This is a genomic window from Bacillus pumilus, assembly GCF_024498355.1.
Classification (GTDB): Bacteria; Bacillota; Bacilli; order Bacillales; family Bacillaceae; genus Bacillus; species Bacillus pumilus_P.
Genome location: NZ_CP101833.1, coordinates 474,853 through 487,562, shown reverse-complemented (window position 1 = coordinate 487,562; position 12,710 = coordinate 474,853). Strand labels below are relative to the sequence as shown.

At 42.2% G+C, this 12,710-nt stretch carries 8 protein-coding genes and 1 riboswitch; all 8 genes read right to left on the bottom strand.

Annotated features, from left to right (window positions below):
* Positions 1-9: 9 nt before the first annotated feature.
* The 8 genes from NPA43_RS02360 to NPA43_RS02325 all read right to left on the bottom strand — a co-directional run bounded on the left by NPA43_RS02360 (position 10) and on the right by NPA43_RS02325 (position 12,647).
* Entirely contained in the window at positions 10-1,836 is a 1,827-nt protein-coding gene (locus NPA43_RS02360; protein ID WP_099726006.1) for an APC family permease, read from the bottom strand.
* A 112-nt stretch (positions 1,837-1,948) separates the two neighbouring features.
* Positions 1,949-2,092: riboswitch (cyclic di-AMP (ydaO/yuaA leader) on the bottom strand.
* A gap of 66 nt (positions 2,093-2,158) precedes the next feature.
* Entirely contained in the window at positions 2,159-4,249 is a 2,091-nt protein-coding gene (locus NPA43_RS02355; protein WP_371930218.1) for a cellulose biosynthesis cyclic di-GMP-binding regulatory protein BcsB, read from the bottom strand.
* Positions 4,250-4,253: 4 nt separating this feature from the next.
* A complete protein-coding gene (locus NPA43_RS02350) occupies positions 4,254-5,477 on the bottom strand; it encodes a glycosyltransferase family 2 protein (protein WP_371930234.1) in 1,224 nt (407 codons plus the stop codon).
* Between the two features lie 46 nt (positions 5,478-5,523).
* Positions 5,524-7,230: a DUF2334 domain-containing protein gene (locus tag NPA43_RS02345; protein ID WP_256499316.1), complete on the bottom strand. Its 1,707-nt coding sequence runs from the start codon at positions 7,228-7,230 to the stop codon at positions 5,524-5,526.
* Positions 7,220-8,071 (bottom strand): diguanylate cyclase domain-containing protein, encoded by an 852-nt coding sequence (locus NPA43_RS02340; protein ID WP_249704750.1) that lies wholly within the window; start codon positions 8,069-8,071, stop codon positions 7,220-7,222. Before NPA43_RS02340 ends, NPA43_RS02345 begins: the two co-directional genes overlap by 11 nt.
* Positions 8,052-9,134 carry a glycosyl hydrolase family 8 gene (locus tag NPA43_RS02335; protein ID WP_256499315.1) on the bottom strand — a complete coding sequence of 361 codons (1,083 nt, stop codon included), beginning with the start codon at positions 9,132-9,134 and terminating at the stop codon, positions 8,052-8,054. Before NPA43_RS02335 ends, NPA43_RS02340 begins: the two co-directional genes overlap by 20 nt.
* Before the next feature lie 198 nt (positions 9,135-9,332).
* On the bottom strand, positions 9,333-11,519 hold the full coding sequence (locus NPA43_RS02330; RefSeq protein WP_249704752.1) for a DNA topoisomerase III: 2,187 nt from the start codon (positions 11,517-11,519) through the stop codon (positions 9,333-9,335).
* 72 nt (positions 11,520-11,591) lie between these two features.
* Positions 11,592-12,647, bottom strand: a complete 1,056-nt coding sequence (locus NPA43_RS02325) for a tartrate dehydrogenase (protein WP_249704753.1) — start codon at positions 12,645-12,647, stop codon at positions 11,592-11,594.
* Positions 12,648-12,710 lie beyond the last annotated feature (63 nt).

Sequence of the window (12,710 nt, the reverse complement as noted above, 5' to 3'; positions counted from 1 at the left end):
TTGCTCCTGTTACTTTTTAAAATGATATGGAAGGGTGGCGACAATAATATCCCGCTTCCATAACAAACGGAATCTTAATAAAAAAGCAGATTGATTATGCAAGATGGTATGCCATCTTTTTTTCGGGATAAATTGAGGCACGAGCACCATCACTTTGTATTGATGCGCATTTGCTTTTGCCTCAATCGTTTCAAGAAATTTATCAAGAGGGTGAGTGAGACTTCGATAAGACGAATGTAAAATCACAAGACGCACATCACTATTCAGCTTTTCCCAATCTGCTTCAATCCTCTTGTCTTTCTCTTTATCAAAGGAGACGTGAACCGCTATGACCTGCTCTGATAAGGATTTTGCATATTGAACAGATTGTTCGACGACACGTGTTACACCTGCTATTGGTACGATGACCACATTTCCTTTGATCTCAACAGGCTCTGTTTCATTCAATAAACGTAGTTGTTCTCCTACAGACAGGTAATGCTTTTTGATGGAATGAAACATAAATAGAACGATTGGCATGAAAATAAAAACTGGCCATACAAGATGGAACTTGGTCAAAATGAGAATCATGAGAACCGTGAAAGAAATAAGTGCTCCCAGTATATTAATTGGCATTTTCATTTTCCAGCCCTGTGGTTTTTCACGAATCCATTTGACACACATACCGGTCTGAGACAAGGTAAATGGAATAAATACACCAACAGCATATAACGGAATCAGGTGTTCAGTTTTCCCATCAAACAGCCAAATAAGCAGCATGGAGGCTACGCCTAAAAAGATAATGCCATTGGAGTAACCAAGTCGATCTCCTCTTACTGTAAACATGCGCGGCATATATTTATCTTTTGCTAAGTTGACAGCCAATAAAGGAAAGGCTGAAAAGCCGGTATTTGCCGCTAATATCAAAATTAACGCCGTGACAGCCTGAATAACATAATAGAAAAACGTACGTCCAAATGTGTCTGATGCAATTTGTGACACAACCGTTTCTTCTGGTTTTGGCGAGATGCCAAAACCAAATGCAAGCAGTGTCACACCTAAAAAGAGAACGGCCAGTAATCCCCCCATCATCAGTAATGTTCTCGCTGCATTTTGTGCAGCTGGTTTTCTAAAGGATGGAATCGTATTTGAAATGGCTTCTACTCCAGTCAGAGCAGAACAGCCAGACGAAAATGCTTTTAATAAAAGAAATAATGTAATGCCTGACACATGTGTGCCAAATGCTGTATGCTCAGGTGCTGGCGGCACTTGCCCTGTTAATAGTTTAAAGCCGCCGACTCCAATTAAAATGAGAAGTGAAAATACAAACAGGTATACAGGATAAGCCAGAATAGATGCCGATTCCGTCAACCCACGAAGGTTGAGCACCATAATCACTATGACCAATACAATTGAAATCAAGACGTGATATGGATATAGTGCTGGAAAAGCTGATGTGATGGCATCGGTACCCGCTGAAATGCTCACTGCTACAGTCAAAATATAATCTACCAGCAATGATCCACCAGCGATCAGCCCTGGTTTTTCACCTAAGTTCCTGCTAGAGACGACATATGCCCCGCCGCCTTCTGGATAAGCATAGATAATCTGGCGGTAAGATAGAATTAACGCCATTAAAAGAATGAATACACAACCTGCAATCGGGAGTGAGTACCAAAACGCTGCCGCACTGACGACTGATAGAACAATCAAGATTTGTTCTGTACCGTATGCAACTGATGACAATGCGTCTGATGACAATAATGCCAAAGCTTTGATTTTTGATAGTTTTTGTTCTCCTGCTGCCTGTGATTTTAATGGTCTACCAATTAAAATACGCTTCATCAAACTGTACATGTGATGCCCGCTCCTTTAGTGTCAGACGATTTAAGTTACAAAAGATCGATCACCAAAAAGACACAGAGGCAATAGAATGCCCCTGTGCCTATTGTTTAGATCACAGGTTGGTCTTTGCTCTCTTTAACGCTTACGAGGTTAGCTGACGGATTCGGGCGCATGAGACTTTGCCCTACCTGAAAAGGATTCACCCCACGTGGTTTTTATACCACAATTGGTTCCCCCGCTCATCGAAATGATTCAGCGATTGGTCTTTTATAAAAGAGATCATACTCCCGTTCGACACCAAAGTAAAGAGATTTTTTCAAGGTCTTTTGATCGTTTATGACTCAGTCTTTTTGCGGTTTTTTCGTAAGAAATAGATAATCATCACTAGCACAAAAATGATGAGCGCAGCTATACATGCAAAGTAGATCCAAGACTCACTGCTGCTTTGTTTTTCACCTATTTTCAGATTGCTTGATGTGCTGCTGATCGTTTGATGATTAGAGAACATGTCTTTGTTTTTGCTCTCTATCGCAACTGTTGCGGTCTCTGTATTTGTTTGGAGGAAATGAATCACTTCATTTGACACATCAGCTTCAGCTGCATTCATTCCTGAAAAGACTATCATTGTCTGTTCTTTATTCCAAACAGATGGCTGCGTCCATACAATACGAGCAGTTGTTTCGTTGATCATGCCAAAAGAGGATACATCATATTGTTCCTTTTTCGTCGGAACGATCAGATCATTCGCTTTTTCTTTTAAAAGAGAGAACGTTTGAATGCCCCCGATGAAAATGAGAGAGTGATTCTTCAATTGTTCGTTTGTCACATTAGAGGCTTTGATCAAATGATATTGAGCAGCTGCTGGCTGACTAAATGATTCTGTGAGCATCGCCAGTTGATTGATCGTTTCACGGTTGATTTGATCCGGCATGATGATCAATGTTTTTTCTTGCTGAGCCTTTGAAGTGAAAGGAAGCGGCCATACAGCTAAATCCGGTGTATCACTAGTTGTTCCTTCTGGAATTTGAAGAGAACTGTTCTTGTCAATGAAAATCCAGCCTTCTTCATCCGTATGTCTGCAGGATTCCATGTTTTTAAAACCAGTTGTGACAAATTGCAAATCAATATATTCATTTTTTTGAAGTACGTGTGAATCGACTGGAATAGACACATGATAGAATCCATTCTCATCTTTGTTTCCTAGTTTTGTTAATGGTACGTCGTGCGGTTCGTCATTGATCATAACAGTTAGGCGTTCTGCTTTGTTCGCTGCATCAGATTTTTTAAATGACAGATTTAGCTTGGCGCCTGATTTTCGGTTAGCAATCAATGCTCTCGGATAATAGTAGTGATCAGAAGCCGTCTTTTTGGTCCCAACAGTGACATCATCTCCGCCAAAATCTTTTAAACGGATATGGTGAGATGGCTTAGAGGTTTTAGCTGCGACCTTTTGAAGCATTAAGTCCGTACCAGTAAGTTGACCTGTCAGTTCTGGTTGAGTGAGAACATTGATTTTTTCAGCAATTGTTCTTGGCTGGTCAGCTGTGACAAATAAGACGGGCTGTTCTTTTTTCTTTGCTGTCAGGGTTCTTACCGCTAACGTGAGAAGATTACTTTCTGTTTTGATTTTCGCAGTTTGTTCAATCGATTTGATCCTTCCATCCCAGCTTCTTTTCGCCCCAATAGCAATGGTTGGATGCGCGATTTGCTTGCTGTCCTTCTCCTGAATGAGTTTGATGTCCGCTAGGCGGTCTTTGTTTTTCAACGTACGGTATACCTTGATGGCTGCTTCTAATTCAGCCTCATCTGGTGTATTTGGAAGCACAATATTTGTTTGCTCTTTCTGATCACCTGTTTGAATGAAAGGTGATGGGAAGCTGTCTAATGTGAGGTCTTTCGTTTGAATGCCTTTGAATGCCAGCTTACTTTCAGGATATACCTTCAGCCAATTGGCAGGTGTCTCTTGATTGATACACACACCTTCTTTTAAGACACCGTAAAATGCGAGCTGAATCCGATGAGATCCTTTTTTCAATTGCGCTTTGTTTAATTTGATTTGAATCGATTTCTTTTGGTTTTTCCCTGATACAGGGATGGTCTTTTCAATCTCTCCATCAACCATAACAGTGAATGAGGATGGTGAAATGAGTAATGGTGAAGCCTCTATATTCAATGTAAGAGTGCTAGACTCTACTTTTTCTTTCTCAACTTGATAGGAAAATTCAGTGCGGTCTTCTTGTCCGTATAAGGTCACCACATCTTCTGTTAGATGCTGCGTTTCTGCTTTACTTCCTTTTGATGAACGTACCCAATCATCTTTCACCTGCACTTGATCTGATTGCGCCATTGCTTGACCTGCCATGAAAAAAGGCTGAATGGCAAGGGATAATGCCAATATAAAAATTATCCATTTTACCGATTTCAATTTGTCACCCGCTTTTCTTTTGTTGTTGATCGTAACGCTCAGTTTTGTACCATTTCACTTCTTGTTTCAATAATCGGCTCTTTGCCTCTACACATAAGGAGTACACAACAAGCGCAATCCATACTTGAGAATAGGTGAAGTACATGAGAGCCACAATGAGAATGTTCTGTTTGGTCAGCTCTGTTTTCTCAATACTCAATGTAATCATCACTTCTGTTAGAAAGAGGAAGAAGGCTAATCCCCATAGAATCAGTGCGACAGCCCCTACAGATAAGTGAAGGTCAACAAATAAGTTCACGATAAATATGCCATTTGAAAGCAGCACACCGAAGAAAAACAAGAAATACGTAAAGAAAAAATAAAATAAATCGAAAATCATTCGTTTTCGTTTCAGCTTCATAAACTGCCTTAAAAATTTAAGTACAACATATTGATTGCCTCTAGCCCAGCGCGTTCGCTGCCGCCACCAGACCTTCCATGTCTCAGGCTCTTGTTCCCAGGTGATCGCAGCAGGGAAAAATCGAATTATATATCCAAGGTTATATACACGGATCGTTAATTCGGTGTCCTCGGCCAAAGCATGCACATCCCAGCCTCCAAGCTCTTCCAAGATGTGCCGGCGGATCGCGAAGTTTGTGCCTGGTATTGTCGCAATGCCAAACCACTTCCATCTCCCGCCCTGCGCCATCCATTGAAAGCAGATGGTCTCAATATTAATAAATTTGGTAAGCAGGTTTTTGGCTGCATTGATGACCCTGAATTTCCCGACAACAGCGCCAGCTTTTGGATCATTCAATAACCCAAGAACTAAATGATAGACAGCCTTTTGTTCAGGCGTGTTATCTGCATCATATACACAAATCATTTCTCCTGTAGAAGCCTTCAAGCCTTCATTCAGTGCAGAGGATTTCCCCTTTCCTGCAAATGGCGGCTTCGTTTCAATCATATGGACATGATCATATTGCTCACTGAATGATTGTACGATGTCTCCTGTGCGATCAGAGGAATTGTCATTAATTACAATGATTTCAAGAAGATGTTTTGGATAGGATAGCTGAACCATGGCTTTTAACGTTTGCCGAATGACCACCTCTTCATTATGAGCAGGAATAAGGATGCTGACTGTCGGCAGCTCTTTCCCTTGTTTCGTCCATTTAGGCAGCACTTTTTCGTAGGTTAGATAGTGCTGAAAGCCGCCCTGCATCAGAAACATATGGTATAGGAGCATGATCCAAATCAGTATTAATGAAAGATAAAATAAAACATCAGCCACCTTATTTTCTCTCCTTAAAAATTCGTTTTTTCATTGTCAGCCTTAAATACAATGTGTAAAAAGCAAATGCCACAATAAATAGCAGCACCACCACTGTGAGAATTCGCAGCATATTTTCCATGCCGCTTCTCTTGACAGTTTTTGTTTCTGCTATGTTGGATTGCTGTACTTGAATATGTCCATTACCTGAAGTTTTGATCTGTACATGTGCGGTTTGGACAGTCTGTATTGTTTTCTTTAAATCCAGCCATTCACTAGAAGGGATCGCCTCCATCTGTTTCATCAGATCCTGTAAACCATCTACCCCCGATTCCACATCATAGGACATCCCAATCGTGGCAGATTGAAGATGCTGCATGGATTGAATCGTTTGTTCCGTCAGAACGTTTGAATTCTCTTGGTCAGACGCTGTATCTACACGCTGTTCAGGATATAAGGTCATGCCATGGAGCATGGCTGGTGTCGTCATAAATGGCGGTGCACCACTTGTTTTCCATGTGCGGTCCGAAAGCTGCACCTGCCCAAAAAGACTTGAAACATGCCGAGAAATCACTTGATAGCCTTGTTGAGATATGGCATCATGCGGCACCTCGAATGCAAGTGGATATAGTCCTTGCTGCGTTAAAAGCTCAATGCCTTTTGTCAGCTTTTCCTCTGTATAGATGACTTCTTGGTGCAGAGCAGATTTGGTATAAGCATCAAAGTCTTTTTCATTCGGAAAATGGCTTTTACTCAGCTTCTTTTCGGCTTCCTTCGGTTCATTTGAAGTAATGGCCTGATCGTACTTTGCATCCCAAAACTCAAAGCCTTGACCAGATTCCTCGGTTCGGTACGTACGGCTGAATCCATGAAGGATCACGCTAGCTCCATTGCTTTGCAATTGTTTTAACGCATGCACAAGCTGAGGTCGTTCACTCAGTGTCACTTCATCACCTGTTGCCGAATCAATCCATACTGGGGTCACCGCTATCAGAAAAGGAACATGACGGGCGGATACGAATTGTCCAAGTTCAAGCAGCTTCTTCTCGTCAGTGACTGGACTGATATTCCCCAGCCGTAAGTATTTTGTCGTCATTTGATCAGAAGACGGCAGGAGTGTTTCTAGCACTTCTGCAAGAAGCTTGTTGTGCTGCACTACATCTAAAATTCCGATATATGCCGCACTTTCTTTTGTTTGAACCACAAATGGCAGAGCAGCTTGATTTTTCTTCAATAGAAATTCACTTCGCAGATCTGCCCCTTGAACCGTTAGTGCTGTAATACCTCTCTCCAGCTGACGGTAGGTCTGATCATGTGTATGTTTGATTTGACTGGTGTGATCTTGTTTTTGAAAAGTGAGCTTGGAGAACGTGCGAAGCTGTTCCGCATTGTATCCAATGGCCATTAGACGTTTTGATTCGTTGATCGCACGAATGGTTTGTTTTGGTAAGGTTTTCTTTACTTCACCGATATAGATGACTTGCTGAAATTCATTGAGCTTTTTTTCAGCGGTTTGTTCATCTGATAAAACTGTCGTTTGTTTGGAAAAATGACCGACGAGTAAATCAAGCATATGAACAGCTGGAGTCGCTTCCCCCGATTCTGTCGAATAAATAATGAGGGTATCCGGCTGCGTGACAAGAGCATCGGCTAAAGCTATATGTTTGAACGAGAGCATCGAAAAAAGAGCAATCAACAAACCGCATTTCATCAAAGGATTAAAGTTCATTCATTATCATCTCGTTTTCTAGTTCTTCTAAAAATTGCTCTGGTGTTCGATAGTCCGAGCTGCTTGTTAAATGACAGACATGGAATGTCAGGGTCACTCCACGACCGTTCAGTAAGACATGCGTTTGCAGTTTATCCTTCAGCTTATCAAGGACGACAGAGACGTTTTCTTCAGGTGTGTGGGTGAGCATCAGACCCATTCGTTCTTCGGATATTCGAAATTTCTTATCGGTTTCTCTCACACTCTCGCGGATCTTGATACTCAATTGCTGAAAAAGGTGCTGCATTTCTTTTTCTCCATATAATGATTTGAATTCCGCTGCGTAGTGCATATGAAGAAGGATAAAGACAAATGGCTGTTTGTATCGTTCTGCCCGTTTCATTTCCTCGGACAACTCCAGCTTCATCCGCTCTGCATTGTCAAATCCTGTTGTTGAGTCAATCGCCACAAATTCTTTGATGGCCTGCTTTTGTTGTTCAATGGTGTGACGCATCGTCTTGATACGCTCATGCATGTTCCCTGCTGATATAGCGAAAAAGAGAAGTGCCACACCCCAGATCACAACATCTTGCAATGTTTGATTGGAAAAGAGCAGATTCGTGAGTCTAAGCTCTGAAAAGAACATGACGCTTCCTATAAAAAACAAAATAAGTAAGGTAAAAATTAATGCTGGTAAAATACCAAATAAAATGCCGCATCCTAACACGACAAATGTCAGCGCGATGATCATGAAACTCTCCGCATCATGTACGTTTAAGTAGCCCATAAACAAAATAAGACCTGCAAACGTGAGGAGCAGAGAATAATACAAGCGATACGTGTTACTGAATAACCGATTCATTTAGAAGCTCCCTTTCTGCAATAAGAGGCAATAAGTTATCAAAAGAGTGTGTGTCTTTTTCGTTCATGTATCCTCCGTAATAGGGCTTAAGAGGATCTTGGATTTGTAATTCTTTCATTCGGTAATAGACATCTTTTGCAAAATCCAGCTCATTTTGATTGAGAGCATCTAAGATCACCAGTGCATATACCGAGGGCGATTCATACGTCACAGCTGGCTTCAAAGTGCTTAGTTCATATCGTCCGTACAATTTTCCTTCTTCTTGAAAATTTGTTTTCAGCCATTTCATGATCGCAGATGTATCAACCTGTGCACGTTCGGCATGGAGAGCCGTATAAAGTTGATCAATCAAGTTGATTTCTCGATCAAATGAGTAGGCTTTTTTCGCTATGTCATAGGATTTAGGAAAGAATCCTTTTTGTCTCGGTGCATTTTTTAGAATGGCCAATTGGTTGCTCATCGTTTGTTTCGTGAATATTTGGAGGGATACCAATTCTTTGATTGCTTTTGGGTCCATATATGAGAGTGTGATTGTGTGTGAAGTTTGCTTTGTCGATGCATCATAATAATCGGTGAGTATGCCCTTGAACATGTTGTTGTCTTTTAACGCTTGTGCGATTTCTTTCGATGTGGTCTCATATGCTGACTTCTGCCACAGTTGATCTGCCTTTTGAAGTGCTGCCACTACACGTAAATCATCGACTAAAGCATTGACCTTACTTTTTTGATGAGATTCAATTTGCCAGCTGAGGAGATCATGATCTAGTAAGAATTGAGTGTGCAGAACGTCTACCTGTTGATCAAAAGAGGCTTGATCTTTTTTTAGAACAAGATAATCCATCCAAAGTCCAAGCGATTCAGATAAATAGAGGTTCTGCTCTGAAAAAGAGGTGCGGATCATGCCCTGATCTGTCATTAAGTGGTGATTGATGAAATATTCTCCTGGCAATACAGGCTGTGCTGATTCTGGATGAGCTGGCTCTTTCTCCTGGTTCCAGGTACATCCGCCTAGTAGAATGACAATGAATATAACGATAGCCGTACGATGTATGGGTGTATCCATTCGTGTCCCCCTTTCAACTCCCAGTTCTCTTAGCATCTAACGATTTATTATAGAGCGTTTCTGTTTAAATTCAAATAAATATTTTATACCAAATTACGAGTCTTTTCGCATATGCATTCCCATTTTCAGAAAAAAAATATGCCGATATGCTTGATTGCACTGAAAAACCCATGCGGCCTCGCATGGGTTTTTACACAACTATTGATCTAATTTTAATTTCTTTAATTGTTCAGCTAGTGCGTTATTGATCGGCTCTTCCACTTTCTTTTGTTTCTTCATATATTTAGATACATCATGCTTACTAGCTCGTTTTTGATTGGATTGTGATTTGCGTTTTTCGAAAACAGACAGCTTTTCTCTATGACCGCACACACAAGCAAAGATTTTGCCATCGCCTTCTCCGCGCAGCTCGAGTTTTTTATGACAGTTCGGGCAGCGTGCATTTGTTTTCTTCGCCACGTTTTTTCTGTGTCCGCATTCTCTGTCCTGACAGACAAGCATTGTGCCATTTTTTCCGTTCACTTTCAGCATAAGTTTTCCGCAATCCGGACAATGGGTTCCAGTAACGTTGTCATGCTTAAAGGTTTGGTTCGTCTGTTTGATTTCAGATACAGCTTGTTTTGCATATGACTTCATTTCACTCATGAATTGAGAAGCTTTCAATTGGCCTTTCGCAATTTTCGAAAGCTTTTGTTCCCATTCTGCTGTTAAAGCAGGAGACTTCAAGTCTTCAGGAGCTAAAGAGAGGAGCTGCTTCCCTTTTGATGTGATGAAGATGTCTTTGCCTTTTTTCTCAATTAAGAAGCTATTAAACAGCTTTTCAATGATGTCGGCTCTTGTTGCCACTGTCCCTAGACCACCGGTTTCACCAAGGGTTTTCACTAAGTCCTTTTCCTGGTTCTGCATAAATGCCGCCGGGTTCTCCATGGCAGATAAAAGGGTCGCTTCATTAAAACGGGCAGGAGGCTTCGTTTCTCCTTTTGTTTCTTTCAGAAGTCGTACTTCAAGGGACTGGCCTTCTGAGAGTAGCGGCAGATGCTGATCTGCTTCGGCTGATTCCTCGTCTTCATAGGAATCATCGTACACGGCTTTCCAGCCAGCTGATTGAACGATTTTCCCTTTTGCTGTGAATGTTTCACTGCCTATCTTTGCGATAACCGTTGTTTCCTCGTACTCAAAAGGGTTCATAAGAACCGCAAGGAATCGTTTGGCAATCAGGTCATATAATTTACGCTCTTTATCACTTAATGCACCAGGATACAGCTCTTCCTCGGTTGGAATGATCGCATGGTGATCCGACACTTTGGCATCGTTGACGAAGCCTTTGTGCGCTTTAATACCTGATTGTAAAATACGGTTCACATGCTGTGCGTACGGTCTGACGTTCATTCCTTTTAACCGATCCTTTAATGTGGGAACGATATCCGCTGAAATAAAACGGGAATCTGTACGCGGGTAAGTGACGAGCTTATGCTGCTCATACAGCCGCTGAAGAGTAGACAGTGTTTCTTTTGCCGAAAAGCCATAGCGTTTGTGGGCATCACGCTGCAATTCTGTCAGGTCATATAACCCTGGAGCAAAGGCCTTTTTGGCTGCTTTTTTCAACGCGTCAATCACTGCCGGTTTTCCTTTGCAGCCTGCCAAGCGCTCCTTGATCAGATCCTCCTGGAATGTGCGGTTTTGCTTTGTTTTGGCATCCTGCCATGTCAACGTGAGTCCGTCTACTTGTGCAGTCAGCCCAAAGAACGGCTTCGGCTGAAATTGCTGAATGTCTTCCTCTCTCTTTGCGATCATCGCAACGGTTGGCGTTTGCACCCGTCCACAGGAGAGCTGTGCATTGAACTTGGTCGTCAGCGCTCTTGTCGCGTTGATCCCTACAATCCAATCTGCCTCTGCACGTGCGACCGCTGAGCGATACAGGTTATCATATTCTCTGCCGTCTTTTAATCGTTTGAATCCTTCTTGAATCGCTTTGTCCGTGACAGATGAGATCCATAGTCGTTTTAACGGCTTTTTCACATGCGCTTTTTCAAGAATCCATCTTGCGACAAGCTCCCCCTCGCGTCCAGCATCTGTTGCGATGACAATGTCTTTTACATCTTTTCTCGCAAGCTGCGCCTTTACCGCTTGGAACTGTTTGCCTGTCTTTTTCATCACCACAAGCTTGAGCGGCTCTGGAATGATCGGTAAATCCTCTAAACGCCAGGATTGAAATTCTTTTCCATAGCCCTCTGGATCAGCCAGTGTCACCAAATGGCCAAGCGCCCACGTCACAATGTATTGATCTCCTTCTAAATAGCCATTTCCTTTTTTATGACACTTCAGCACACGCGCAAGGTCACGCCCTACTGAAGGTTTCTCTGCTAATACAACTGTTTTTGACACTAGATTTCACATCTCTTTCTTCTATCCATCCTTTTATTATAGCAGACGTGGAGACGCGGTTCTAATGACGAGTTATTTCTTCAATCGTTTGATGATTTCGTTTGTGACCTCTTTTGTTTGATAGGCTCCGCCGATATCTGCGGTTAAAAAGCCGTCTGCTGTGACCGATTCGATGGTTTCGAGGAGGTGTGCGCCCAGCTCTTCCTCTCCGAAATGATCAAGCATAAGTTTAGCGGTCCAAATTTGACCGATTGGGTTGGCGATCCCTTTTCCCGCAATGTCTGGAGCTGATCCGTGTACCGGCTCAAACATGGATGGATATTTGCCATTCACATTGATGTTGGCAGCTGGCGCCACGCCAATACTTCCCATAATGGCTGCACCAAGATCAGTCAAAATATCGCCAAATAAATTACTGGCCACAATGACATCGAATTTTTCAGGTCTTGTCACAAAGAAGGCTGAGAGCGCATCAATATGCTGCGAGTCTGCTGCCACCTCTGGGTATTCCTTTGATACGGCTTGAAACACTTCATCCCAAAATGGCATTGTATGGACGATGCCATTCGATTTTGTTGCACTTGTTACATGCTTTCGTCTCTTTTCCGCTAATTGAAAAGCAAAGCGCATGGCACGCTCTGTTCCTTTTCTTGAGAAAACAGCATTTTGAATGGCGAGCTGATCTTCCCCTTGATAGATGCGGCCCCCAATTTCACTGTATTCACCTTCACCATTTTCTCTCACAACAAGAAGATCGAAATCCTTTGGCTGGGCAAGTGGTGAGCGAATGCCGCTCAGCTGTTTTGCAGGTCTGACGTTAATCACCTGCTCAAATTCTCGTCTAATTTTAATGAGCAATCCCCAAAGTGAGACATGATCAGGCACTAAGTTGGCATCTCCGACAGCCCCTAAAAAAATGCTGTCAAAGGTCTTCAGTTGATCCAATCCATCCTTTGGCATCATTTCGCCATGCTCTAAATAATATTCACAGCTCCAAGGAAAATCATGAAAGGAAAAAGACAGGCTGCCATGCACTTCTGATATCGCTTTCAATACTCGTACTGCTTCAGGTACTACTTCTTTCCCGATCCCATCACCTGGTATCACTGCAATTGAAAAATGCTTCATTGATTTTTCCCCCTTATGTTCGGTCGACCGTCGACTAGTTAAGTTGAGTTTACTAGAGAGTAC